This window comes from Kineococcus halophytocola (assembly GCF_041276425.1).
GTDB lineage: Bacteria > Actinomycetota > Actinomycetes > Actinomycetales > Kineococcaceae > Kineococcus > Kineococcus halophytocola.
Genome location: NZ_JBGFTU010000001.1, coordinates 17,522 through 40,710, shown reverse-complemented (window position 1 = coordinate 40,710; position 23,189 = coordinate 17,522). Strand labels below are relative to the sequence as shown.

At 74.0% G+C, this 23,189-nt stretch carries 27 protein-coding genes; 16 read left to right on the top strand and 11 right to left on the bottom strand.

All coding sequences use genetic code 11. The features are described from left to right. Positions 1–22: 22 nt before the first annotated feature. Positions 23–637: a flavin reductase family protein gene (locus tag AB2L27_RS00255; protein WP_370439450.1), complete on the bottom strand. Its 615-nt coding sequence runs from the start codon at positions 635–637 to the stop codon at positions 23–25. A 185-nt stretch (positions 638–822) separates the two neighbouring features. Between AB2L27_RS00255 and AB2L27_RS00250 the strand changes: the two genes are divergently transcribed. After that, positions 823–2,130 (top strand): hypothetical protein, encoded by a 1,308-nt coding sequence (locus tag AB2L27_RS00250; RefSeq protein ID WP_370439449.1) that lies wholly within the window; start codon positions 823–825, stop codon positions 2,128–2,130. Between the two features lie 87 nt (positions 2,131–2,217). Here AB2L27_RS00250 and AB2L27_RS00245 read toward each other — a convergent pair whose 3' ends face one another. Further along, positions 2,218–2,838 carry a hypothetical protein gene (locus tag AB2L27_RS00245; RefSeq protein WP_370439448.1) on the bottom strand — a complete coding sequence of 207 codons (621 nt, stop codon included), beginning with the start codon at positions 2,836–2,838 and terminating at the stop codon, positions 2,218–2,220. A gap of 390 nt (positions 2,839–3,228) precedes the next feature. Between AB2L27_RS00245 and AB2L27_RS00240 the strand changes: the two genes are divergently transcribed. Both AB2L27_RS00240 and AB2L27_RS00235 read left to right on the top strand, forming a co-directional pair. Beyond that, a complete protein-coding gene (locus AB2L27_RS00240) occupies positions 3,229–3,753 on the top strand; it encodes a DUF3459 domain-containing protein (RefSeq protein WP_370439447.1) in 525 nt (174 codons plus the stop codon). 20 nt (positions 3,754–3,773) lie between these two features. Further along, positions 3,774–4,703, top strand: a complete 930-nt coding sequence (locus AB2L27_RS00235) for an aminoglycoside phosphotransferase family protein (protein ID WP_370439446.1) — start codon at positions 3,774–3,776, stop codon at positions 4,701–4,703. Positions 4,704–4,706: 3 nt separating this feature from the next. Here the strand turns inward: AB2L27_RS00235 and AB2L27_RS00230 are convergent, their stop codons facing one another. From AB2L27_RS00230 to AB2L27_RS00215, 4 genes are read right to left on the bottom strand one after another with little or no spacing between them, the layout of a single operon-like run. Then, positions 4,707–5,813, bottom strand: a complete 1,107-nt coding sequence (locus AB2L27_RS00230) for a Kelch repeat-containing protein (RefSeq protein ID WP_370439445.1) — start codon at positions 5,811–5,813, stop codon at positions 4,707–4,709. Between the two features lie 47 nt (positions 5,814–5,860). Next, positions 5,861–6,394, bottom strand: a complete 534-nt coding sequence (locus tag AB2L27_RS00225) for a GNAT family N-acetyltransferase (RefSeq protein WP_370439444.1) — start codon at positions 6,392–6,394, stop codon at positions 5,861–5,863. Beyond that, positions 6,391–6,912 carry a GNAT family N-acetyltransferase gene (locus tag AB2L27_RS00220; RefSeq protein WP_370439443.1) on the bottom strand — a complete coding sequence of 174 codons (522 nt, stop codon included), beginning with the start codon at positions 6,910–6,912 and terminating at the stop codon, positions 6,391–6,393. Before AB2L27_RS00220 ends, AB2L27_RS00225 begins: the two co-directional genes overlap by 4 nt. Before the next feature lie 32 nt (positions 6,913–6,944). Next, a complete protein-coding gene (locus AB2L27_RS00215) occupies positions 6,945–8,567 on the bottom strand; it encodes an FAD-dependent monooxygenase (protein WP_370439442.1) in 1,623 nt (540 codons plus the stop codon). Positions 8,568–8,776: 209 nt separating this feature from the next. Here AB2L27_RS00215 and AB2L27_RS00210 point away from each other — a divergent pair, with 209 nt between their 5' ends. Then, a complete protein-coding gene (locus AB2L27_RS00210) occupies positions 8,777–9,163 on the top strand; it encodes a sigma factor (protein WP_370439441.1) in 387 nt (128 codons plus the stop codon). Between the two features lie 113 nt (positions 9,164–9,276). Further along, on the top strand, positions 9,277–10,239 hold the full coding sequence (locus AB2L27_RS00205; RefSeq protein ID WP_370439440.1) for a hypothetical protein: 963 nt from the start codon (positions 9,277–9,279) through the stop codon (positions 10,237–10,239). 31 nt (positions 10,240–10,270) lie between these two features. Here AB2L27_RS00205 and AB2L27_RS00200 read toward each other — a convergent pair whose 3' ends face one another. Further along, positions 10,271–11,542, bottom strand: coding sequence for a phophatidylserine decarboxylase associated domain-containing protein (locus tag AB2L27_RS00200; protein ID WP_370439439.1), 1,272 nt, complete (start codon positions 11,540–11,542; stop codon positions 10,271–10,273). 95 nt (positions 11,543–11,637) lie between these two features. On the opposite strand from AB2L27_RS00200, the gene AB2L27_RS00195 reads away from it, so the two are divergent. Next, complete coding sequence (locus AB2L27_RS00195; RefSeq protein ID WP_370439438.1) at positions 11,638–12,576, top strand: asparaginase; 939 nt, start codon at positions 11,638–11,640, stop codon at positions 12,574–12,576. 24 nt (positions 12,577–12,600) lie between these two features. On the opposite strand, the gene budC is transcribed toward AB2L27_RS00195, so the two are convergent. Beyond that, positions 12,601–13,374: a meso-2,3-butanediol dehydrogenase gene (budC, locus tag AB2L27_RS00190; RefSeq protein ID WP_370439437.1), complete on the bottom strand. Its 774-nt coding sequence runs from the start codon at positions 13,372–13,374 to the stop codon at positions 12,601–12,603. Positions 13,375–13,467: 93 nt separating this feature from the next. On the opposite strand from budC, the gene AB2L27_RS00185 reads away from it, so the two are divergent. The 3 genes from AB2L27_RS00185 to AB2L27_RS00175 are packed head-to-tail and all read left to right on the top strand — an operon-like array spanning position 13,468 to position 15,115. Beyond that, complete coding sequence (locus AB2L27_RS00185) at positions 13,468–14,163, top strand: AzlC family ABC transporter permease (RefSeq protein ID WP_370439436.1); 696 nt, start codon at positions 13,468–13,470, stop codon at positions 14,161–14,163. Then, a complete protein-coding gene (locus tag AB2L27_RS00180; protein ID WP_370439435.1) occupies positions 14,160–14,471 on the top strand; it encodes an AzlD domain-containing protein in 312 nt (103 codons plus the stop codon). The genes AB2L27_RS00185 and AB2L27_RS00180 overlap by 4 nt, the downstream gene beginning before the upstream one ends. Next, on the top strand, positions 14,468–15,115 hold the full coding sequence (locus tag AB2L27_RS00175) for a class I SAM-dependent methyltransferase (RefSeq protein WP_370439434.1): 648 nt from the start codon (positions 14,468–14,470) through the stop codon (positions 15,113–15,115). Before AB2L27_RS00180 ends, AB2L27_RS00175 begins: the two co-directional genes overlap by 4 nt. Positions 15,116–15,123: 8 nt before the next feature. Here AB2L27_RS00175 and AB2L27_RS00170 read toward each other — a convergent pair whose 3' ends face one another. Beyond that, positions 15,124–15,615 (bottom strand): GNAT family N-acetyltransferase, encoded by a 492-nt coding sequence (locus AB2L27_RS00170; protein WP_370439433.1) that lies wholly within the window; start codon positions 15,613–15,615, stop codon positions 15,124–15,126. Between the two features lie 151 nt (positions 15,616–15,766). Then, positions 15,767–16,036: a hypothetical protein gene (locus tag AB2L27_RS00165; protein WP_370439432.1), complete on the bottom strand. Its 270-nt coding sequence runs from the start codon at positions 16,034–16,036 to the stop codon at positions 15,767–15,769. A 242-nt stretch (positions 16,037–16,278) separates the two neighbouring features. On the opposite strand from AB2L27_RS00165, the gene AB2L27_RS00160 reads away from it, so the two are divergent. Continuing rightward, the gene (locus AB2L27_RS00160) at positions 16,279–16,596 is read left to right on the top strand and encodes a hypothetical protein (RefSeq protein ID WP_370439431.1); all 318 of its coding nucleotides are present in this window, start codon (positions 16,279–16,281) and stop codon (positions 16,594–16,596) included. Positions 16,597–16,643: 47 nt separating this feature from the next. On the opposite strand, the gene AB2L27_RS00155 is transcribed toward AB2L27_RS00160, so the two are convergent. Then, positions 16,644–17,039, bottom strand: coding sequence for a helix-turn-helix domain-containing protein (locus AB2L27_RS00155; RefSeq protein WP_370439430.1), 396 nt, complete (start codon positions 17,037–17,039; stop codon positions 16,644–16,646). Between the two features lie 97 nt (positions 17,040–17,136). On the opposite strand from AB2L27_RS00155, the gene AB2L27_RS00150 reads away from it, so the two are divergent. Genes AB2L27_RS00150 through mnhG form a run of 6 tightly spaced genes read left to right on the top strand, consistent with a single transcriptional unit; the run spans position 17,137 to position 23,188 of the window. After that, positions 17,137–19,947 (top strand): Na+/H+ antiporter subunit A, encoded by a 2,811-nt coding sequence (locus AB2L27_RS00150; protein WP_370439429.1) that lies wholly within the window; start codon positions 17,137–17,139, stop codon positions 19,945–19,947. Then, positions 19,944–20,381: a Na(+)/H(+) antiporter subunit C gene (locus AB2L27_RS00145; protein WP_370439428.1), complete on the top strand. Its 438-nt coding sequence runs from the start codon at positions 19,944–19,946 to the stop codon at positions 20,379–20,381. Before AB2L27_RS00150 ends, AB2L27_RS00145 begins: the two co-directional genes overlap by 4 nt. Then, positions 20,378–21,958 (top strand): Na+/H+ antiporter subunit D, encoded by a 1,581-nt coding sequence (locus tag AB2L27_RS00140; RefSeq protein WP_370439427.1) that lies wholly within the window; start codon positions 20,378–20,380, stop codon positions 21,956–21,958. Before AB2L27_RS00145 ends, AB2L27_RS00140 begins: the two co-directional genes overlap by 4 nt. Beyond that, positions 21,955–22,548: a Na+/H+ antiporter subunit E gene (locus AB2L27_RS00135; protein WP_370439426.1), complete on the top strand. Its 594-nt coding sequence runs from the start codon at positions 21,955–21,957 to the stop codon at positions 22,546–22,548. The genes AB2L27_RS00140 and AB2L27_RS00135 overlap by 4 nt, the downstream gene beginning before the upstream one ends. Then, on the top strand, positions 22,545–22,826 hold the full coding sequence (locus AB2L27_RS00130) for an MrpF/PhaF family protein (protein WP_370439425.1): 282 nt from the start codon (positions 22,545–22,547) through the stop codon (positions 22,824–22,826). Before AB2L27_RS00135 ends, AB2L27_RS00130 begins: the two co-directional genes overlap by 4 nt. After that, positions 22,826–23,188 (top strand): monovalent cation/H(+) antiporter subunit G, encoded by a 363-nt coding sequence (gene mnhG, locus AB2L27_RS00125; protein WP_370439424.1) that lies wholly within the window; start codon positions 22,826–22,828, stop codon positions 23,186–23,188. Before AB2L27_RS00130 ends, mnhG begins: the two co-directional genes overlap by 1 nt. Position 23,189 lies beyond the last annotated feature (1 nt).

The window sequence follows — 23,189 nt, the reverse complement described above, 5'->3', positions numbered from 1 at the left end:
CGCCGGGGCGGGTGGGACCGGCCTACCGCGCGTCCGGCCGCGTCATCCGCAACCGGCTCCCCGCGCTGATCGTGAAGTAGTCGGCCGGGCCCCCGCCGCGCAGCAGCGGGTCGGCGGCGAGGGTGTCGAACACCCCGTCCACGAGGAGGGACTCCTCGAGGTGCACCTGGACGACCTCGCCGAGCACGAGCCAGGCCCCCACGCCCCGCTCCTGCACGTCGGTGAGTTCCTGGATCCGCGTCACCCGGCACTCGAAGGCGACGGGGCTCTGGGCCACCCGCGGCGGGCGGACGAGGGCGGAGGCCTCGGGGGTGAGCCCGGCAAGGGCGAACTCGTCGACCTCCGGCCCGACCGAGGCCGACGTCTCGTTCATCGGCCCGGCCAGGGAGCGGGTCGCCAGGTTCCAGACGAACTCCCCGGTCGCCTCGGCGTTGCTCACGCTGTCCTTGTGACCGGTGCTGGAGAACCCCACGATGGGCGGCCGGTAGTTGAACAGGTTGAAGAAGCTGTACGGCGCCAGGTTGCGGGTGCCGTCCTCGGCCACCGTGGAGACCCAGCCGATGGGCCGCGGGGCGACGATGGAGTTCAGCGGGTCGTGCGCGAGGCGGTGGCCGTCGCGAGGGCTGTAGGAGTGCACGGGTCGGGACGCTACCCGCCACCCACCGGCCCGCGACCCGGCGTCCACTCCAACGGCGGGGCCGTGGTGCCGGAGGCGACCCACCGATGGCGGTGTGGAGGGCGGCCCCTGGCGAAACCCGCAGGACGTCGACCATCATCGACACCGACGGCCGACCGCGGTCGTCGACGTGCATGGGAGGTCGGATGCCCGCGGATGGATCAGGCAAGGGTCGACACAGTCTGCCCGACCGGTGGCGCAGCACCTGGCCCTGGCTGGTCGTCCTGCCCCTCGCGGTCGCGGTTCCCGTACTCCTCAAGGCGGCTTTGGAGGGCAAAGGCCCCACGGCGTACGAGGGGTCGGACTGGTCGAACCTCCTCACGGCGGTACTGCTGGCGACCGCGTTCCTGGTCCTGGGGAACCTCGTCGATCGCGGGTCGCAGCGTCGGGCACGTGCTGCCGCCGACGCCGGGCTCCTGCGCGCCGTCGGCTCGATGAACACGACGCGGGCGCGGGCCTTCGCCAACACCGAGCCCTCGGTCCTGCGGCTGTCCGCCGAGGCCCGGGCCGCTCTGCAGCACTACCCCTTCGCCAGTCCGGAGGAGCAGGACGAGCTGATCGAGACGATCCGGAGGTCCTGGAACGACCTGGTCTTCGGCAACCTCTGCCGCGCCGATGCACTCAGCAACTCGGTGTGGGAACTCCTCGACGCCGGCGGCAAAGCCCTGTCCTCGCTCTCGACCGAACTGGCCGGGCGTGTCCGCGGGCGCAAGCAGCAGGCGGATCTGCAGGACCTCGCCGACCACGTCAACTTCGCACGGCAGGTGGGCGCCGACATCCGGCAGGTCTCCTGGTCGTCCCGCGCAGGCGCCGACACGCGACTCGACGAGTCCTCGAAGCTGCTCACCGTCCGGCGTCTGGAGCAGCTGTACGCCGACGAGCTGCGAGTCATCAAGCGGTGGAATGCTTTGAGCGACAAGATTGTCGCCTGCGACGTCGAGCTGCGCAGCCTCACCTCGGCTCTGGGCTGGCACGCTCCCTGGTACGTCACCGTGGACGGACCGGTCGTCAAGCCTGTGAACGCGAAGTGCGAGGAGCTGCGGGAGGCCGCCCGCGGCGATTCCATCGTCGGCGGCGAGTCGTTGCCGACGTACCCGCAGCCCCTCCGGCACGGTGCCCTGCCGTTGGGACTGCGACCGGACGGGATCGCCCAGATGACGCCCCTGCTCTCGGGTCCGCAGGCCACCGTGTGCGTCCTGCTCTACGAGCTGAAGAAGGACGGTCGCCGGGAGACGCTCGTGCTGGACGGCAACCACCGGCTGGCCGCGGCCGTCCGGGGGTTGCAGGACGGGACCGCGAAGGCACCTGTGCGAGTCCTCGCCTTCCGAATCCGGGAGAATAAACAAGTGGACGCCGCCGGTTGCTCAGAATCCCGCACGGGTGAGTCCTGGGAATACTCCGGTTTCACCCCTGACATCGCACTCCTGCGTAACGGCCGGCTCCTGCCGGAGTGATGCCTCTCCGCAGAACTGCCGGACACCGGCTCGGGTCCGCGACGCACGGCGGAACGGATCACCGGTACCGATCCGCCGCCCGGATCCTCAGCGTTCCCGACGCTTGCGGGCGGCCTCGACGGCGGGGAGGACGACGAAAGTCGTCAACAGAGCAAGGGGAATGAACTGGACCACCCACGGCAGGTCCCGGTCGTCCCGGCTGATGCCCGCCGACATGAAGGGCAGGACGGCGAAGACGACGAGGAAGAGTCCGGGCAGGAGCAACCACGGGTGCATCCACCACGTCAGGGCCCGTCCCTTCCTCCGGAAGGAGAGCGGGTCACGTCCGTACAACCGCATCCGTGAGACTTTCTTGCCCTTGACGTCCGGACTCAGGTCCCTCCACGCCTCGAGCAGTGCCTCGCCGGCGCCGCGGATCGCGACGGTCGCCCAGTAGTTCGAGAAGAGACAAGAAGCGTTGCTCATCGCCCCCAGGACGGCGATGAGGAAGATCCCCCCGTTGAGGGTGAAGCTACCGTCGAACTTCTCGGCGTTCGCCGCCAGGATCGTCGACCCGGCCGCCAAGAAACCGTTCAGAGCCATGAGCCACGTCATCCTGTTGCTGATGAAGTCGTGCTCCGCTGTGAGGCGGTCGTGAAAGACCTCTTCGAGCGGCTTGCTCGGTTTCCCCTCGCCGGCCTGGGGAGTCGCGCGGTCTCGGCGCATCACGCTCGGGCTCCTCACATCTCGTGGTGACGTGTGGTCACGTCATCGTCTGGTCGGCACTGCGGAGGAGGATACGGGCGCAGTGATGCCGAGAACTACAGCCGACGTTCGTCCTCATCCGTGCTTACGACATGCCAGGTCCATGACGGACCACCTGCACCGCAGGCAGCTCGAGAAGGACCTCGCCCGGCACCCGGTGGCGGCACGCGCGCGGGTAATCACCGGCTGCGGGCGCTGGACGTCGGGCCGACGATCGATCCGGGGCAGTGCCGACGGGTGCCGGGGTCACCGACCTGGACCACCCCACCGACCGCCTGCCGCGTCAGGCGGAATCCACCCCCCTGGGCCGGCCGCGGTGTCGCCGGGTTCCGCATCGACGTCGCGCCCTACCTCATGGAGAACCTCACCGGCCCCAGGGCCGACGAGGAACGGGATCTGCCCGAGGTCGCCGACCTGCCCGGCACCGTCCTGCAGGACCCGACGTGGATCCGGTCCCTCGGGACCGCGAAGGGCCGTGACGGGTGCCGGGTACCGCTGCCGTGGATCTCGTCGGGGCCGTCGTTCGGGTTCGGCCCCGACGACGGTCGTCCCGCCCACCTCCCGCAGCCGCCGTGGTTCGCCCGCTTCGCCGTCGAGGCGCAGGCCGCCGACCCGGCCTCGACGCTGGCGTTCTACCGGGCCGCGCTCGCGCGACGGCGGGAGCTGGTGGCCGGGGAGGACCTGGAGTTCCTCGACTCCCCCGCCGGTGTCGTGGCGTTCGCCCGCCCCGGCGGCTGGGTGTGCGCGACGAACTTCACCACCTCCGCGGTGCCGCTGCCGGAGGGGGAGGTGCTGCTGAGCAGTTCCGGTGACCCCGTCGGTGATGGGCTCACCGAGCTGCCGGGTGAGACGACGGTCTGGGTGCGGCGCGCGGGGTGAGGTCGGGGGAGGCTGGGCGGGTGGACGTCCGTACCGCCCGCGGCCTCGTACCGGCGGGCCTGACCGCGAGCCCCGCACTCACGGACGACGACGCCCAGCGGTGGCTGCGCGACCTGCCGGACCTGCTCGTCGCGTGGTGCGAGCGGTGGGGGCTGCGGGTCGGGGAAGACGACGAGGACACCGCGCCCGCACACGGCGCGCACGCCCTCGTCCTGCCCGTGCGCCGCGGCGGGCAGCCGTGCGTGCTCAAACTCTCCCACCGCGGCGACGACACGCTCGGCGAGGTGATCGCGTTGCGGGCCTGGGCCGGCCGGGGCGCGGTCCGGCTCCTGGACTCCGACGACGGTGGGGACGTGCTCCTGCTCGAACGCCTCGACGCGACCCGCACCCTGTCGAGCTGCCCACCGGGCGACCTGGGCGGGGTCGTCGGCCGGCTGGTGCGCGAACTCGCCGTCCCGGCCCCGGCGGGCACGACCACGGCGCGGTCGCAGGCCGCCGCGATCGCCGGTGGCGTGGCCGAACGCCAGCACCGGCAGGGGAACCCGCTGCCGGAGCGGTGGGTGCGGGACGCCGTGCGGCGGGCCGAGCACCTGCGGGACGGCGGGGACGGCGGGGACGTTCTGGTGCACGCCGACCTCACCCCGGACAACGTCCTGTGGCGCCCGGCCACCGGCACCACCCCCGGGCGGTGGGTGGTGATCGACCCGAAACCGGTGGCGGGCCCACCCGAACGCGCCCTGCCGGAACTGCTGTGGACCCTCGCCGACCACCCCGCTGCCCGGGACGTCCGCGGACTGCTGCGCACGGTGTGCGCCGCCGGGGACCTCGACGAGGGCCGCGCGCGGGACTGGGTCGTCGCGCGGACGGTCGACTACTGGCTCTGGGCCCACGCGGTCGGTCTGACGACCGACCCGGTGCGGTGCCACCGGGTCCTCACCGCGCTCGGGTGACCCTCACCCCAGCTCGATCCACCACCCCGTCCGGCGCAGCGTGTCGTCCCAGGCGACGAACCGGTCACCGGCCCAGGTCGTCGTGACCCGCTCGTCGTCCCCGACGCCCGGCAGCGCCGGCAGCGCCGGCAGCGCCGTCCAGGTGCCGCCGTCCAGGACCGCGTAGCGGGGGCCGACCCCGACGGCGACGCGGCCGGTGCCGACCGCGACGTCCGGCACCGACTGCCGGCTGTCCAGCGCCGCGGGCAGCGGCACCGGGGACGTCGCGCCGTCGGTGGGGTCGGTGCGCTCGAGCCGGGGGACCTCGGCCTCGGCGAACCCGAGACCGACGACGCGCTCGCCGTCCCAGCCCCCCGGCGGCAGGAGCTGCACCGCGACGTCCATCGGGACCGTGTGCCACGCGTCCGCAGCCGGGTCGAAGGCCTGCACGGCCGGCGCCCCCGGCGGCAGCTGGGTCAGGCCGACGAGGAGTTCGTCACCGGCCCAGAGCGTGTGGCACGTCTCGCCGGAGTCCGGCCCCGGGACCCGCACCGTCCTCGTCGCCCCCGTCGCCGGGTCCCACGCCCACAGTGTGTGCGGGACGGGCTGCCCGCTGCCGTCCGTGCCGACGCACAGCACCTCGGTGCCGGACCAGGCCGCGGGGGCGCGGACGAGCAGGTCGCTCTCCGGGGCCGGACCCGTGGTGTCGGTGGCGGGGTCGAACCAGGTCCAGCCGTCGCTCAGGAGCCGCCCGGTCCAGGTGGGGCCGTGGTGGAAGGTGTTCCCGCCGGTCAGGGCGCGCCAGGTGCCGGTCGCGGGGTCGAACGCGCCGCTGCCCTCCAGCGGTTCGGTCGGCGGGGCCTCGCACAGCGCGTTCGGCGGGCAGCTCACGGTGGGTCCGACGACCCGGCCCGTCCCGCCCGTCACGAGCAGTTCGGTGCCCGTCCAGGTCAGCGTCGGCATCCGGCGGGCGCTCATCGGCGCGGCCGGGATCTCCTGCCAGGTGCCCGGCGCGGCCGGCAGGTCACCCGGCCATGCGCTGGGTGACCCCGGTGCTCCGCCGGGTTCGTCGCCGCAGGCGGCGAGCGCACCGACGGCACCGAGGACGAGGACGTCGCGACGGCGCAGCATCCCCGTCGGACGCGGCCCACCGCGCTGTGGTTCCGCAGCTCCGGGGGTCAGTCCGCCGCCCGGGCAGGAGGGGCCACCGCGTACGTGAAACCCCGGTGCGACCCGGTGAAGCCCAGCCGTTCGTAGAACCGGTGCGCGTCGGTGCGGGCGTCGTCCGACGTGAGCTGGACGAGCGCGGACCCCGTGGCGGGGGCCGCGACATCGGTGACCCACCGCACCACCGCGGCGCCGATCCCGCCCGAGCGCTGGGTGCTGCGCACGCGGACCGCCTCGACGCGCAACCGCGTCGCGCCCCGCCGCGCCATCCCCGGGATCCGGGTGAGCTGCAGGGTTCCCACGACGGTACCCGCGGCGTCGGTGGCCACGAGGAGGTCGTTGGCGGGGTCGGCCAGGATCTCCCGCATCGCCGCGCGGTGGAGGGGTTCGTCGGCCGCCGACGCGCGGTCGCCGCGGGCGGTGCTCACGGTGTCGTCCGCGAGCAGTTCCACGACCGCGGTCAGGTCGTCCTCGACCGCGCGGCGCAGCACGACGTCCCGGTCCCGGGCCCGCAGGGTCACGGGGAGGGTGAGGGCACCGATCACCGGGCCACCTCGCGGACGTCGGAGCGGTCCAGCCGGTACGTCACCTGGTGCAGCCCCGCGACGTCGACGTGGGTTCCCGTGCGTCGGGCGCCGAGACGTTCCACGGCCCGCTGGGACCGGAGGTTGTCGGCGTGGACGGTGAACAGCACGGTCGGCAGGGCCGCGAACGCGTGGTCGAGCATGAGGCGTTTCACCTCCCCGTTCCACCGGCCACCCCAGCGGGAGCGGGCCAGGAACGTCCACCCGATCTCGACGGCGTCCGTGCCCCGCGGGACGTACCGGGAGACCCCGAACACCTCACTGTCCGCCCGGTCCTGCGCGACGAGCGCCCCGCCGGAACCCAGCGCGTCCTGGAACCAGGCGCGGAACACGGGTTCCTGCGTGCGGTCCTTCGCGGGGTGCTGTTCCCACAGCAGCGGGTCGGCGGCGATGCGGCGCAACGGTTCCGCGTCGTCCGCGCGCAGCGGCCGCAGCCGGACGAGGTCGCTCACGAGCACCGGTTGCCGGTCGAAGGCCATGCGCGGACGCTACCGCTGCCGGCCGCCGCGGATCAGACGCGCAGGTGGTGAGCGCGGAACGCGGTGTGCAGCACCGCCTCGTCGAGGAAACCCCCGGAGGTGGGGATCGCAGCGGCGACGAAACCGTCGGGGCGGACGAGGTAGGTGCGGTCGGCCCGCCACCGGCCGGCGGGGTCGGCGGGGAACGCGTGCGGCCCCTCGATCCAGTCCGGCAGGTCCGCCGGGCGTGCCGGTTGCGTGCCGTAGGAGTGCAGTTGCCAGGCGAGGGACCGCAGGGACGGACGGTTCTCCTCGGTGGGGAGCAACCGGCGTCCGACGACGCGGTCGTCGGCCCAGACGGGCAGCGGGGCCGAGGCGACGTGGTGGCGGATCCGGTACTGCCCCACGTACCCGGCGACCCGCCGGCCGACGGGGTTCCGCACGCCCCGCGCGGCCAGCGGGGCGGCCGCGGTGGCGAACCCCCGCCGCAGCAGGGCGGTTCCGCGGCTGGGTCGGGCGAGGAGGCCGAACGCGCGGTCGGTGACGCGGACCAGCCGCAGGGCGACGCGCCGACGTTCCCGTTCGTACCGGTCGAGGGCGTCGTGGGTGACGTGACCGTGGACGACGTCGGCGAGGAGGTGGGCGAGGTCCTGGGCGTCCTGCAGTCCGGTATTCATCCCCTGCCCGCCGACCGGGGAGTGGACGTGGGCCGCGTCACCGGCGAGGAACACCGCGCCGTGGCGGAACCGTTCGGCGACGCGGTGGTGGACGCGGTACGTGGAGAACCAGTCGACGGACTCGTGGCCGACGCCGAGGTCGTCGTGAGCGGTGGCGAGAGCCTCCGCCGGCCCGACGTCGGGACCGGCGGCGATGGAGATCACCCGGGCGTGACCGCCCGGACCGAGCGGGTAGAACACGCCGAAACCCCGGCCTCCCGCCCGCATCGCGAGGCAGTCCTCGGGCAGGCCGGTCGCGCCCCGCAGGTCCGCGACCCAGAACACCGCGTCGTCCGTGACGCCCTCGAACGCCAGGCCCAGCGAGCGACGGACGAGGGACCCCGCACCGTCCGCACCGACGCACCAGCGGGCGTGGAGGCGGCTCACCGCGCCGTCCCCGCTCAGCAGCGCCTCGACACGACCGCCGGGCTCGGCCGTCCGGTCGTCGAGGTCGAGCAGCGCGTGGTTCCAGCGGACGTCGCCACCGGCCGCCCTGAGCGCGCCGACGAGGAGTTCCTCCGTGCGGCTCTGCTCCAGGACGTGCAACCCCGGGAACGGGGTCTGGCCCCGCTGGGCGGCAGCGAGGTCGATCACGACGGGACGTCCGGGCGGGCCGATCTGCACGCGGGCGGCGCGGTGCGCGCGGGCGAGGAACTCCTCGGCGAGGCCGAGCTGGTCGTAGACCTCCACCGTCCGCGCCTGGACCGCGAGAGCCCGCGACTCCCTCGTCGGGCCGGCCTTCCCGTCGACGAGGACGGCGCGGACGCCGCGGCGGGCCAGGACGAGGGCGGCCAGGAGCCCGGTCGGGCCGGCGCCGACGACGAGGACGTCGGTGTGCTCGACGGGTGGTTCCCCCACGACGCCGTCGGGTGGACGGCCGAACCGACCGGTGCCCTCGTGCCGGCGACTCCCCGGTGGGCGCAGGTGGCCCCCGGAGGGCTGACCGGAGGGCTCGGGCACCCCGTCAGGATGCTCGCCCCACGCCGGCCGTGCCAGGGTCGTCGACCTCACCGGCTGCGACACCCCCGCAGCGATCGGGTGACGCAGGCCGATCCGGTCGGCGGCAACCGCAACAGCTCGTCCGCGGACAGCGTTGACACGGTGTGAGCACTTCCCGGGATCACCGCGGACCCGACGCCCCCTCGCGCCGGAACCCTGCCCGAACCGGGGTGTGGGACCTGGAGTCCCTGGTCTCCTGGAAGGGCCCGGAACTGGTCCGCCTGGCCCGCGGCCTGCTCAGGGACCCCCACCAGGCCGAGGACGTCGTGCAGGACGTCCTGGCCCGCTGCGTGCTGAAGTGGTCCCGCATCCAGGCGGTCGAGGACCCCTCGGCCTACCTGAACCGCATGGTCGTCAACGCCGTCGTCTCCCACCACCGCCGACCCTGGCGCCGCGAGCGGGTCAGCGACCCCGCCGAGCTGCCCGACGCCCCCGTCCACGACGACGGCGCCGGCTACGGCGACCGGCAGCACTACCTCGCGCTGCTGCGCCGTCTGCCCGACGCTCAACGGGCCACCCTCGTCCTGCGCCTGTACGAGGGCCTGCCCGACGCCTAGATCGCCGACCTCCTGCGCTGCTCCCAGGCCACCGTCCGCAGCCACGCCCACCGCGGCCTGCGCACCCTGCGTCGCCTCCTGGACCAGGACGCCCCCACTGCGAAGGAGTCCCGATGAACCCGCGACCCCGTGATCCGCACCCCGGCGGCGAGGGCGACGCCGGTCGTGATGACCTGCTCGAGCTGCAACGCGACCTGCGGAGCGCCCTGCACGACGAGCTGCACGCCGGGCGCATCGACGAACCCGGGCTCCACACCGGCACCCGCCACCGGCTGCGCCGACGCCTCCGGCGCCGTCGCCGCACCCGCGCCGTCGTCGGCGCCTTCGCCCTGGTCGCCGCGGTGGGCGTTCCCCTGGGGTTGCAGTGGACCTCGCAGCCCAGCGTGCGCACCACCCCGGCGACCTCACCGACGTCGGCGCCCACGAGCACGGCGACGTCGACGGCGACCGCCACCTCCAGCACCTCCCCACCCGTCGTTCCGACGAGCAGCACCTCGACGTCCGGCTCCTCGGTGGGGCTGGCCAACCCGGACGTCCCCGTCGCCTACGACATCCCCGACATGACCCGCACCCGAGCGGCGCTGCCCACCGGACTCACGGTGCTCGGCGACTACGGGCAGTACCCCAGGAGCCCGACGGTGATGGGTCAGGAGTGCAGTTCGCGTCCCTTCGACCCGCCGATGGTGGCCGGCCGGCAGATCAGCTGGTGGAACGGGAGCCAGCGGTCGGCCACGCAGAACGCGGTGGACCTGGTCGTCACCGGCCGCGCCCCCGGCGGGGGGCCGATCGCCTTCGACGCCCTGGTCGCCGACACCGGCGTGTGCCGGTTCACCGAGCCCACCACGCCCTTCGCCATCACCGTCGCCGGAGCCGACGAGACCTGGGCCGCGCACACCGACAGCAACGGGTTGCCGTTCGTCTCCGGCGCCGCTCGTGTCGGGGACCTCATCGTCGGCATCACCGTGCTGCACCCCTCCCAGGACGAGGCCTCCCAGGTCGCCGAACTCACCACCGTGCTGACCGCGGCCGTGGCCGATCTGCGCGCCAGCGGGTTACCCGCCGTCGAAGGGCGGTGAGCTGCACCCACCGTGCCGGCGGATCCCCGGGTCAGGCCGGGGCGTCGGCCGCGCGGGCGATCCGGGAGCGGACGTGCACGAGCGGGGTCGTGGACGCCGCGTCGCGCGGCAGCGCCTGGAGGGACACCTCGGCCAGCGCACCGGGGCGGAACACCAGGCAGTGCGTGGACCCGCCGAACTGGAACCGGCCGATCTCGTCCCCCTTCTCCACCCGCGCGCCCGGCACGATCGCGTCGTCGAGCAGGCAGGAGGAGACGTCGGCCATGCCGACCGGCACGAACGCCACGAGCCCGAGCACCGGGTCGTCGGCGCGGATGAGGACGACGGCGCGCGCCGCGACGTGCGCCATGTACCCCTGGGAGTCCTGCGGGACGGCGGCGTCCGCCCCCTCGGTGTCCGCGTCGGAGAAGTACGTCCCGCCGACGACGAACGCGCGTTCGACCGTCCCGGAGACGGGGGCGTGCCAGCGGTGGTAGTCGGTGGCGCTGAGGTAGGCCTGGTAGACGGTCCCACCGACGAACTCCTCGGCCGCGGGATCACCGGCGAGCATGTCCTGCAACGAGTACGGCTGGCCCTTCAGCCAGAACTCGTCGGTCCGCCGGACGTCGCGCGCGAGCGCGTACGGGGTCGATTCGCAGGCGCTGACGACGACCTTGTCGTCGTCGGGGGATTCGACGGGGCGCTCGCCGTCGCGGAACCGGCGGGTGAAGAAGTCGTTCCAGGACGTGAAACCCCAGTGCTCGTCGTCGGGGTCGTGCCGGTACTGCCCGATCCCGATGGTCTGCGCCGCCGCGGGGGACATCCACCCGACCTCACCGTCGTTGAGCACGGACAGGGAGGCGGGGCTGTCGAGGTGCTCGCACCAGGCGGTGAGGTACTGCTGCAGCACCGCGTTGACGGCCGGGTTCCGGTAGGCCGCCAGCCCGGACGGTGTCGCGGTGGTCTGGTCCAGGACGGCCTGCACCGGCGTCATGACCATCGAGTCGCCGCTGAACTCCGGGGCGGTGAGGAGCACGGCGTTGAGCAGGCGCAGCAGGTCGGGCAGGTCCCGCACGTGCCGTTCCGGGTGCCCCGGCCCCTCGGGGACCTCGGCGATCATCCGCTCGAACTGCATCCGTGCGATCGCGTCCCGGTGCAGGAGCCGGTCGAACTCGGCCATGACGGGGTGGCGTTCCGGGTCGCCGTCCTCGTCGAGGCGCCGGCGCAGGTCGGCCACCCAGGCGGCGACGCTCTCGGGATCGGGCAACCAGCCACCGGTGCGACGCGCGTCGGAGGAGCGGTGCGGACGGTGGGTGGGCGCCATGGGCGCCACCGTAGGAGAGGCCCGGGGCGGGCGCGCGGCGCAGCCCCCGTGTGGAAGCGTGGGCCGCCGGGAACCGCGCAGGACCGAGGAGGACCGTGACCACCCCGTCGACGACCCCGCTGGCGAGCCCGCTGGTCGCGGTGGTGACCACCGGCGGCACCATCGCCAGCACCGTGGACACCGGCGGGGTCAGCCGTCCGACCCTCGGCGGGGACGAGCTCGTCGGCGCCGCCGCCGCGCGGGTCGGGGTGCGGACGCGGGTCGTCGAGGCGCTGCGGGTCGACTCCTCGACCCTCACCCTCGCCGACGCGTGGACGGTCGTGTCCACCGTCCACGGCGCGCTCACCGACCCCGACGTCGCCGGGGTCGTCGTGCTGCACGGCACGGACTCCCTGGAGGAGACCGCCTACCTGCTCGACCTGCACCACGACGACCCGCGGCCGGTGGTGCTGACGGGGTCGCAGCGGACGGCGGACCACCCCGAACCGGACGCCCCCGCGAACGTCCGCGACGCCCTGCGGGCGGCGACGTCGGCGACCGGCGTCCAGGTCGCGTTCGGCGGCGCTCTGCTCCCGGCCGCCGGCGTCGCCAAGCGGCACACCAGCGACCTCGCCGCGTTCGCCGCCCCCGACGGCCCCCTGCCCCGCGTGCCCCTCGCCCCGGTGGACGCCCCGTGGCCGCGGGTCGACGTCGTCGCCGGGTACCCGGGGATGGACGGGGTGCTCCTCGACGCCTGCGTCGCCGCGGGTGCGCGCGGGATCGTGCTGCAGGGGCTGGGATCGGGCAACGCGACCCCGGCCGTCGTGGCCGCCGTCGCGCGGGCGCGGGACGCCGGCGTCGCCGTCGTGCTGACGACCCGGGTACCGGCCGGGCCCGTCGTCACCAGCTACGGCGACGGGGGCGGGGGCGCCGACCTCGCCGCCGCCGGGGCCGTGCCCGCGGGGCGGCTCAAGGCCGGTCAGGCTCGGGTGCTGCTGGCCGCGCTGCTGCGGGCCGGTGCCGACGTGGGCGGGGCCTTCGCCGCGCGCGGCTGACGCCTCCCGGGCCCCGGTCCCCCGTCAGCCGGGGGGCTGGCCGGTGGACGCGCTGGTCCCGCCGTCCACGGCGAGCACGGCGCCCGTGACGTACCGGGCCGCGTCGCTGGCCAGGAACAGCACCGCGGGGGCGATGTCCCCGGGTTCGCCGGGACGGCCGAGGGCGGTGCGGTCGACGAACGGCGCCAGGGACTCCTCGTCGCGGCCCACGCCCTCGGTCATCTCCGTGAGGGTGAACGCCGGGGCCACGGCGTTGAGCCGGACCCCGCGCGACCCCCAGTCCAGGGCCAGGGACCGGACGAAGTTCGTCACGGCGGCCTTGGTGGCGTTGTACCCGGCCTGACCCCAGTCACCGCGGTCGCCGGACACGGAGGAGACGGCGACCAGGTTCCCGCCCGAGGACGCCAGGTGCGGCAGGACCGCCTTGGCCAGGTGGAAGAACCCGTCGACGTTCACGGCCCGCATCGCGGCCCACTCGTCCTCGCCCAGCTCGGTGATCTGGCCCGGCGCGTTGACGCCCGCGTTGCTCACCACCACGTCGAGGCGCCCGAACCGCTCGACCACGTCGGCGACCAGCCGCCGGACCTGGGCTCCGTCGGAGACGTCCGCGGGCAGAGCCAGGCCGCGCTCGGCGGGGTGCGGGGCGAGGACCTGCTCGAGCCGCTCACGCCGGCGGCCCGTGACCGCAACGGTGGCACCGGCCTGGAGGAAGGCGGTGGCGACGGCCGCACCGATGCCGCTGCCCCCTCCGGTGATGAGCACCACGGAGTCCTGGAAGTCGAACGTCGTCCTCTGCACGGGCCCATCGTCGGGGCGTTCGCGGACGGGTGCACGCGGACACCGGACCCACGTCCGGCCGGGGGCCGCCCGAGCGGCTGACATGCTGGACCCGTGACCGACCCGCAGAGCGAGGCCCGCTCGGCCGTGGTCCGGCAAGGGTTGTCCGTCGCCGTCGCCACCGGCCTGTACGGGGTGAGCTTCGGCGCCCTCAGCGTCACCAGCGGCCTGTCGGTGTGGCAGACGTGCGTGCTGTCCCTCCTGCTGTTCAGCGGGGGGTCGCAGTTCGCCCTCGTCGGGGTGCTCGGCGGGGGCGGGACGGCCGGGGCGGCGGTCGCGGCGTCCTCGCTGCTGGGGGTGCGCAACGCGCTGTACGGCCTGCAGCTGACGCCGGTGATGCGCCCGCGCGGCTGGCGACGCATGCCGGTCGCGCACCTGACCATCGACGAGTCCACCGCCGTCGCCGTCGCCCAGTCCTCGAACCCGTTGCGGCGCCTGGGGTTCTGGGTCACCGGGATCGGCGTCTACCTCGGCTGGAACCTCACGACGCTCCTCGGGGCGCTGGCCGGGAACTCCCTGGGCGACCCGCAACGGTTCGGCCTCGACGCCGCCGCGGCGGCCGCGTTCGTCGGGTTGCTGTGGCCACGGCTGACGGGCCGCGAACCCGTCGCGATCGCCGTCGTCGGCGCGCTCGTCACGACCGTCCTCGTCCCCGTCATCCCGCAGGGGCTGCCCGTCATCGCCGCTGCCGCCGTGGGGTCGCTGGTGGCGTGGTGCTGGCCGCAACGCCGGACGCAGGAGGCGGCGTGACGTTCTGGATCGCCGTCCTCGCGGCCTCGGCCGTCGCCTTCGCGACGAAGTTCGCCGGGTACGTCGTGCCGCCCGCCGCGCTGGAGGCGCCGCGCGTGAAGCGGGTCACGGGGATGCTGCCGGTGGCGCTGCTGGCCTCCCTCGTGGTCCTGCAGACGTTCTCCACCGGACGCGACCTCGTCCTCGACGCCCGCGCGGCGGGACTGGCCGTGGCCGTCGTGGCGCTCGCCTGCCGGGCGCCGTTCATCGTCGTCGTCGTGCTCGCCGCGGGCACGGCCGCCGGGCTGCGGGCGTTGGGGTGGGGGTGAACGATTCCCCCGTCGACGACATCGCGACGTACTACGACGAGTTCGCGCCGCACTACGTCCCGGGCTGGCGTTCGGTGCAGTACTACGGCCCGCTCGTCGCCGACTTCCTGCTGCGCGCCGTCACCCCCGAGTGCCGGGTCCTCGACGTGGGCTGCGGGCCGGGGCAACTGACCCGCGACCTCGCGCCCGACGTCGAGGTGACCGGTGGCGACGTGTCACCGCAGATGCTGGCGAGCGCGCGGGAGGCCCGGCCGGGCGGGCGCTACGAGCTGCACGACCTGCACGACCCGGTGCCGGCGGACTGGGGGCGGTTCGACGTCGTGCTGGCCGTCGGCTGCCTGGAGTTCTGCCGGGACCTCGGTGCCACGCTCACCCACCTCGCCGCCGCGTGCGCGCCGGGGGCGCGCGTCCTCGTCGGGGCGGTGGAGGACCGGACGCTGGGGCCGGGGGCGACGACGCGGGAGTTCTCCGCCGAGGGGTTGCCGGGGGTGGCGATGCACGCCTACGACGCCACCGCCCAGCTCGCCGCCGTCACCGCGGCCGGCCTCGCGCCGTACGGGTACCGGTACGTGCCCGGGTGGCGGCACGAGGAGTACGGGTACGTCGTGCACTACGGGTTGTGGGAGCTGCGGCGCGAGCGCTGATCCGCTTCTCAGGCAGTGGGCCGGTCCAGCCGCTTGGCGAGGCAGTGGTGGGCGTAGGGGTCGTCGGTGAACCGCTCGGTCTCGGTGAACCCGTGCCGGGCGTAGAGGCGACGGGCCTCGACGAGGTCGCGCCGGGTCTCCAGCCGCAGGAGCGCGAGCCCCCGGCCGCGGGCCTCGTCCTCGACGGCCCTCAGCAGCCGGGTGCCCACCCCGCGGCCGCGGGCGGCGGCGGTGACGTGCAGCCGGGTGACCTCCCCGACCTCGCCGAGCACGCGCAACCCCGCGCAGCCCAGGACCTCCCCGCCGCGGCGGGCGAGCAGGAACAGGCCGTGCGGCGGGGTGAGCCGGTCGTCCCCGGCTCCGGCGACCAGCTCGTCCACCTCGGCCGCCGTGGCCGGGCGGGCGTGCCAGCGGGTGACGATGTCGTCGTAGTAGGCGCGCAGCGCCGCGCGGGCCGGGGACGACGTCGGGTCGGCGGGGGTGACGACGACGTCGGTCACCGCACCCCGTTCCGCCACCGTTTCGCTCGCTTCCCCCTCACCCGCGACCGGCCTGGTGATGCTCACGCGCGGCCCCAGCCAGTGGACGGCTGCCCGTCGATCCTGTGGACGACCGACGGGTGAGGCCCTGGAAGCCCCCAGCACCGAGTAGTCAGTAGAGCAGCTCCAGCCGTCCTTGTCGGTGGCCGTCACCGTCCACGAACTCCACCGACAGTCCTTCGCGACGTCGGTCTTCCACCAGCTTCAGCAGCGCCACCGCCCGCCGCACGACCTCGGTCGGAGTCGCGTCATCGGCCGACAACTGCTTCAGCGCCTCACTGGTCGCAGCGTTGATCCTGATGTTGAGCCGGCCGCTGCGGCCGGCACTGGGTACGCCTGCTCCCTGGCCCACGTGCTGCGTCGTCGCGGTCATCTCGTCCACCCTCCTGCGGTGTGCGGCCCCACCGGACCCAACCGTCCGGTGCGGTCGTCCGCTGGTCGCACGTCTCACGGCCCTGCTCCCCGCCGACGACAAGACGCTACACGGGGTCGGCGTCGATCGCACACCTGTCGACGCCACATTCACTCCACCTGGTGTGCAGATGCACACCAGGTGGAGCAGACGACGATAAGGTGATCTTCGCCCCCGGTCGATGGGCGCCCGTACGAGCACTGGAGCCCAGCATGAGGACCATCCCCGCTCCCGAGGACGACCACGACCCCAGCCTGGACGTCCACGACGACACCGACCCGGAGCCTGCCCCCGGCCCGCTCGAGGTGCGGTACGTGCCCGATCCCGAGCACCCGGAGAACCGCAGGACCCGCAACGCCCTGGCTCGGTGGTCCGTGGCCGTCTACCTCGCGGGGATCGTCGTCTGGATCGTGCTGGGCTCTCTCGGCATCACCACGGTGCCGGTGTCGGCCGCCCTCGTGGCTCTGGGACCGTTCGTCGGTGCCATCGTCGCCTGGTACTTCCCGGGCCGGGACAACGGCAGGGACTGACGGCGAGGGGTTCGGGTTCTCCGGTCCAGGACGGGCCGCGGATCACGTCACACCTGCCGGGGCGTCCGGTGCTCCTCGACGTAGGTCAACACGTCTTCCAGCCGAACCCGGCGGTGCGTGCCGGGTTTCGTGTAGGGCAGGGCGCCGGACTCCAGCAGTCGCACCATCGTGGGCCGGCTGACGCCGAGGACGTCGGCGGCCTCCTGCGTGGTGAGCAGCGCCTCGTGCGGGGTGAGCGTCACGGCCTCGCCGTGGGCGAGCGCAGTCACGGTCTCGCGCAGGGCGTGGGCCAGTTCCGGGGGCAGCGTGACCCCGTGGCGGCCGGCCTTGACCGACAACTGCGCGTCGGGCTGGGCGGCGAGGAGTTCGGCGAGTTCGGCGAGACCTTCGAGGCCGGGTCGGACGGTGACCTCGGCGCCGTGGCGGGCGACGGACGACGACACCGGCCCACCGTAACAGGCACGAATCTCGAATCGAACAGAACGAAAGTCTGCGTTACGCTGGGGAAACCGACCTGCCCCCCGAACGTGAGGACCGGCCGTGCTGACACTGCTGCTCGTCCACGCTGTCGCCGCCGTCCTCGCCGTGCCCCTGGTGAAGCGGGTCGACCGCCGCGGTTTCGCCGTGCTCGCCCTGGCGCCCGCGGCCACGACGGTCTGGGCGGGGTTCCAAGGGCCGGCCGTCCTGCGGGGGGAGAACCCCGAGGTCGTCGTCCCGTGGGTCCCCTCCCTCGGCGCCGAGCTCGCCTTCCGCCTCGACCCGCTGTCCTGGGTCCTGACGCTGCTCGTCGGCGGTGTGGGGGCGCTCGTCCTCCTCTACTGCGGCAGCTACTTCCACGAACGAGATCCGGGGTCGGCGCGGTTCGCGGCGGTCTTCACGGCGTTCACCGGGGCCATGACGGGGCTCGTCCTGGCCGACGACCTGATCCAGCTCTACGTGTTCTGGGAACTCACCACGGTGTTCTCGTACCTGCTCATCGGGTACGACGCGGACCAGCGGTCCGCGCGCCGGGCCGCGACCCAGGCCCTCGTCGTCACGACGTTCGGCGGGCTGGCCATGCTGGTGGGGTTCGTCCTCCTCGGTCAGCAGGCCGGGACGTACCGGCTCTCGGAGGTCGTCGCGGACCTGCCCACGGGGACGACCGCGACGGTCGCCGTCGTCCTGCTGCTCGTCGGGGCGATCACGAAGTCCGCGCTCGTGCCGTTCCACTTCTGGCTGCCCGCGGCGATGGCCGCCCCCACCCCCGTCAGCGCCTACCTGCACGCCGCCGCGATGGTGAAGGCCGGGGTCTACCTCGTCGCGCGCTTCGCCCCGGCCGCCGCGGACCTGCCGCAGTGGCGCACGACCGTCCTCGTCCTGGGCCTGGCGACGATGCTGATCGGCGCCTACCGCGCGCTGCGCCAGCACGACGTGAAACTGCTGCTCGCCTTCGGCACCGTCAGCCAGCTCGGTTTCCTCACCGTCCTCGTCGGGGCCGGGACGGCGGCCGCGACCACGGCCGGGATCGCCCTGCTGGTGGCCCACGCGACGTTCAAGTCCGCCCTGTTCCTCGTCGTGGGGATCGTCGACCACCAGACCGGGACGCGGGACCTGCGCGAACTGTCCGGGCTGGGGCGGCGGATGCCGCTGCTCGCGGTGGCCGGCACGGTCGCGGCCGCCTCGATGGCCGGGGTGCCCGTGGCGGCGGGTTTCGTGGCCAAGGAGGCCGCGTACGACGCCTTCCTCGACGACCCCCTCGTGCTGGCCGGTCTCGTCCTCGGTTCGGTGCTGACGGCCGCGTACTCCGCGCGGTTCGTGTGGGGGACGTTCTGGCGCAAACCGGGCGTGCCCGACTCCACCGCGCCGCGGCCCTCGCCCGGGTTCACCGCCGCCCCGCTCGCGCTGGCGACGGTGACGCTGCTCGCCGGGCCCCTCGCGCCGCTGGTGGACCGGCCCGCCGCGCTCGTGGCGCAGGAACTCCCCGGCGAGGCCGAGCACCTGGCGCTGTGGCACGGGTTCTCCGCACCCCTGCTGCTGACCGTCGTCACGTTCGCGCTGGCCGCGCTGCTCGTCGTCGGCAGGGGCCGGGTGGAGGCGTGGCAGGCGCGCGGTCCGGCCGTCCCGAGCGCCGACCGCGGGTACCGCCGCACCGTCCGTGCCCTGGACCGCGTCGCCGTCGAGGTCACCGGGGCCACCCAGCGCGGGTCGCTGCCGGTCTACCTCGCCTCGATCCTGCTCGTGGTGGTCGCCGTCCCCGGCGGTGCGCTGCTGTGGACGCGGCCGTGGCCGGCCGACGTCGTCCCCTACGACACCCCCGGCCAGGTCCTCGTGGGGATCGTCGTCGTGGTGGCCGCCGTGCTCACCGTGCGGGCCCGCCGCCGGTTGCGGGCCGTCGTGCTCGCCGGCGTCACCGGGTACGGCACGACGCTGCTGTTCGTCCTGCACGCCGGCCCCGACCTCGCCCTCACGCAGGCCCTCGCCGAGACCATCACCCTCGTCGTGTTCGTCCTGGCGCTGCGGCGGCTGCCGCCGTTCTTCTCCGCCCGCCCCCTCGCCGGGACCCGCTGGGTGCGCATCGCGATCGGCGTCGCCGTCGGCACGTGCGCCTCGCTGTTCGCGCTCGTCGCGGCCGGGGCGCGCGTCGCCACCCCGGTCTCCCTGGACCTGCCCGACCTCGCGTACGAGTTCGGCGGGGGCAGGAACGTCGTCAACGTGACCCTCGTCGACGCCCGCGCCTGGGACACGATGGGGGAGCTCGCGGTCGTGCTGGTCGCGGCGACGGGGGTCGCCAGCCTCGTGTTCCACCGCCGGACGGGCTCGACCGACCAGGCCTTCGCCCCGTCCACCGACCCGCCCCCGCAGGCCGTGCCGGAGTCCTCGCGGCAGAACTGGCTGCCGGCGGGCAGCACCGTCGACCCCGAACGCCGCTCGGTGGTCTTCGAGGTCGTCACGCGCCTGACCTTCCACGCGATCGTCGTGCTCTCGCTGTACCTGGTGTTCGCCGGGCACAACCAACCCGGCGGCGGGTTCGCCGGTGGTCTGGTGGCCGGCCTGGCCCTGGTCGTCCGCTACCTCGCCGGGGGCCGGCACGAGTTCAACACCGCGGTGCCGGTCAACGCGGGCTGGTTGCTCGGCAGCGGGCTGTTCCTGTCCGCCGGCACCGGCCTGGTCGGCATCCTCATCGGCCAGGGCGTGCTGCAGACGGCCGTCATCGAGTTCGGCGTCCCCGTCCTGGGCGACGTCAAGCTCGTGACGTCGGTGTTCTTCGACATCGGCGTCTACCTGCTCGTCGTCGGTCTCGTCGTGGACGTCATCCGCAGCTTCGGCGCCGAGATCGACCGCCAGATCGATGAGGGGACGCAGACCTCGTGAGCCCGAACCTGACGCTCGTCGTGATCGCCGGGATGCTCGTCGCCTGCGGGGTGACGCTCCTGCTCGAACGCACGCTGACCCGGGTGCTCGTGGGCGTCGTCCTGCTGAGCAACGGCATCAACGTGCTGTTCCTCGTGGCCAGCGGCCGCCCCGGGCGGGCGCCGTTCGTCACCGGCGGCACGACCGCCGAGCAGATGAGCGACCCGCTGCCGCAGGCGATGGTGCTCACGGCCATCGTCATCACCCTGGGCATGGTCGCCTTCGTCCTCGCCCTGGCCCACCGCAGCTGGCAGGTCGACGGTCACGACGAGGTCCAGGACGACGTGGAGGACCGCCGCATCGTCCGGCGCGCCGAACTCGACGAGACGTCGGCCGGCTACGACGACGAGACCCGCGAGAACGGCGACGAGGACGGCGCGGGGGTGGACCGGTGAACCTCCTGCTCTGGGACGACTGGCCCCGCGTCCTGCTGCCGCTGCCCGTGGTGCTGCCGCTGTCCGCGGCCGGGTTGACGCTGGCCCTGGCCCGCCGGCCCCGGGCGCAGCGGACCATCAGCGTCACCGCGCTGAGCACCGTCGTCGCGGCCGCCGTGGCGATGCTCGTCCTCACCGACCGCGGGAACGGGACGTACTCGATCGCCGTGGGCGGGTGGCCCTCCCGGCTCGGCATCCCCCTGGTCGCCGACCGGCTCTCCACGCTCATGCTCGTCGTGAGTTCCGTCGTGACGCTCGCGGTCCTGCTGTACTCCCTGGCTCAGGGCGTCGCCGACGGCGAGGAGGGCGCCCCCGTCTCGATCTACCACCCCACCTACCTCGTCCTGTCCGCCGGCGTCTCGAACGCGTTCCTGTCCGGGGACCTGTTCAACCTCTTCGTGGGGTTCGAGATCCTGCTCGCCGCCAGCTACATCCTGCTGACCCTCGGCGGGACGCGGGCCCGGGTGCGGGCCGGGACGACGTACGTCGTCGTGAGCCTGCTGTCCTCGCTGGTGTTCCTCACCGCGATCGCGCTCGTGTACGCGGCGACGGGCACGGTGAACCTGGCCGAGCTGTCCGTGCGCCTGCGCGACGTCGACCCCGACGTCCAGCTCGTGCTGCACCTGCTCCTGCTCGTCGGGTTCGGCATCAAGGCCGCGGTGTTCCCGCTGTCGGCGTGGCTGCCGGACTCCTACCCGACGGCACCGGCCCCCGTGACGGCCGTGTTCGCCGGGTTGCTCACCAAGGTCGGGGTCTACGCGATCATCCGGACCGAGACGCTGCTGTTCCCCGACGGCCGGGCCGCGGACCTGCTGCTGTGGGTGGCGCTGGCGACGATGCTCGTCGGGATCCTCGGCGCCGTGGCGCAGAACGACGTCAAGCGTCTGCTGTCGTTCACCCTCGTCAGCCACATCGGCTACATGGTGTTCGGGATCGCGCTCGGGACGGGGGCCGGGTTGTCCGGCGCGGTGTTCTACGTCGTGCACCACATCACCGTGCAGACGACGCTGTTCCTCGTGACGGGTCTGGTCGAGCGGTACGCGGGGACCACCTCGCTGGACGGCCTCGGGTCGCTGACGCGGCGCACCCCCCTGCTGGCCGTGCTGTTCTTCGTCCCGGCGCTGAACCTCGCCGGCATCCCGCCGTTCTCGGGGTTCGTCGGCAAACTGGGCCTGCTGCAGGCCGGGGTCGACGTCGGCACCCGGCCCGCGCACGTCCTCGTCGCCGGGGGCGTCCTCACCAGCCTGCTGACCCTGTATGCCGTCGCCGCGGTGTGGAACCGGGCGTTCTGGCAGGAACCCCAGGTCACCCCCGACCGCGACGCGGTGGCCGGGCTCCCGACGGCCACCCGGGTGGGCACCCGCACCCCGCTCGGCATGCTCGTCCCGACCGCGGCCCTCGTCGCCGTCGGCGCCGGCCTCACCGTGGTCGCCGGTCCGCTGTTCGGCGTGAGCGACCGGGCCGCGCAGGACCTGCGCGAACGCACGCCCTACACCGACAGCGTCCTGCGGGGCGGCGCCTCGGAGGGGGCCCCGTGATCCGCCGGCTGCGCGAGCGGGTGAGCCTGCCCCTGCTCGGCTGGCTGGTCGTGCTGTGGCTGCTGCTGTGGGGCGACCTGTCGTGGGCGAACGTCGTGTCCGGGACGCTGCTCGGTCTGCTCGTCACGGTCGTGCTGCCGCTGCCCGCCGTCTCGTTCGGCGTCCGCCTGCGGCCGGTGCGGATCGTGCTGCTGCTCGGGCGGTTCCTGCTCGACCTGGTCGCCGCGAGCGCCCAGGTCGCCTGGCTCGCCGTCCGTCCGGGCCCGCAGCCGCGCAACTCCGTGGTGCGGGTGCCGCTGCACAGCGGCTCGGACCTGTTCGTGACGATGACGGCCGAACTCGTCTCCCTCGTGCCGGGTTCGGTCATCGTCGAGATCGGTGCCCCGTCCGCGCTCGGCGGGCAGGGGTCCCTCTACCTCCACGCCCTCGGCGTCGACAGCGAGGCGGGGCGGCAGCGGACGCGCCGGACCGTGCTGCTCACCGAGCGGCGGGTCATGCGGACGTTCGCCACGTCCCGTGCCTACGACGAGTACCTCGAACGCTGCCGGGCCGACGGCTCGGACAGCCTGTGCGCAGGGAGCCGCCCGTGAACCCCGTCGTCATCGCCCTGTGCGCGGGGATGCTGACCGTGGCGGCCCTGCTGGCGCTGGTCCGCGTCGCCAGGGGACCGACCATGCTCGACCGCGTCGTCGCCCTGGACGTCGTCGTCGCGGTCGTCGTCATCGGGTTGTGCGTGGAGGCCGCGGCCAACCGCCACGCCACGACGCTGCCGGTCATCGTCGTGCTCGCCCTCGTCGGGTTCGTGGGGTCGGTCAGCGTGGCGCGGTACGCCACGAGGAGCAGCGACCGGGACAGGAGCAGGCGCTGATGGACTGGACCGCGATCGGGACCGTCGTCGCGTCGGTGGCGCTGCTGCTGGGGTGCCTGCTGACCCTCGTCGCCGCCGTCGGGCTGCTCCGGCTGTCCGACCTCCTGGCCCGGATGCACACGACGGCCAAACCGCAGGTGCTGGGGGTCGTGCTCTCCCTCGTGGCGGTCGGCGCCGCCCTGCAGCGCAGCAGCGACATCGCCACGCTCGTGGCCATCGCCGCCTTCCAGCTGCTCACGGTGCCCGTCGCCGCGCACGTGGTGGGCCGCGCGGCCTACCGGACGGGGCAGGTCGACCCGACGGTGCTCGACCACGACGACCTGGCCGACACGCTCGCCGAGGAGGAACGCTCGGCCGGGTGAG